This window comes from Bacillus sp. 05T31 (assembly GCF_056396725.1).
Genome location: NZ_JBFTMA010001217.1, coordinates 1 through 677 on the forward strand (window position 1 = coordinate 1; position 677 = coordinate 677).

At 32.2% G+C, this 677-nt stretch carries 2 protein-coding genes; both read right to left on the minus strand.

From position 1 onward, the window contains the following. Positions 1-127: 127 nt before the first annotated feature. Entirely contained in the window at positions 128-421 is a 294-nt protein-coding gene (locus AC1DJR_RS32535; protein ID WP_476997688.1) for a hypothetical protein, read from the minus strand. Positions 422-461: 40 nt separating this feature from the next. Further along, positions 462-677 (minus strand): YueH family protein (locus AC1DJR_RS32540; RefSeq protein WP_477004518.1); only part of this gene is annotated, 216 nt, incomplete at its 5' end.

Consider the following 677-nt stretch of genomic DNA (forward strand, 5'->3'; position numbering starts at 1 on the left):
GCTCATACCTAAATACACGATAGGATAAAATCAAGAAAAGTGCTTCGATATACAAAATCCATTTTATTTGATCCATTACAGATTCAATCATATTTCGATTTCACCTACTTTTTCTCAAGTAACGCTTTTATAACATTTTATCTTCTTCTTTTTCGAGAATATAATCTTCAAGGGATTCAGCAAGAATTTCAACAGCAACTTTAAAATCAAATTCCCATTCATTTGTTAACTCTGCTAAATCTCCCGTATCTTTTACAATTTCCGCTTCTCCATTGTGCACTACCATCGCTGTCCCACTTAACGTATCACCGGGTGAGAAATCTAATTTACCATTGTAGTAATAAATGCATGGTTTGGCTGTACTTTGTCTTTCAAAAACATCTTTTGTAATTTCTAAAAATTCTTTTGCTATCCTTTTCATTTTCCATTCCCCATTTCTTAATGAAGTTGTTATGAAAAACTTAATTGAATTCACTAAACACATAATCATAAAGTACATCAGCAATGCTTTCCGCATCGTAATCACTAACACACTTAGATAAAGCTTTAATTAGCATCGGCCTTTCATCTTTAAAATCGATCTTGTAATCCATAAGAAAACTCCAATTAAATGAAGGGATAGCAATTAAACAGCTGTGTTTCATATCATGTTCGCAAAAATACACCGTTGGTGAATC

Excerpts from the sequence above, each read along its gene's own strand:
- AC1DJR_RS32535 (WP_476997688.1), bottom strand. The coding sequence starts at position 421 with ATGAAAAGGATAGCAAAAGAATTTTTAGAAATTACAAAAGATGTTTTT.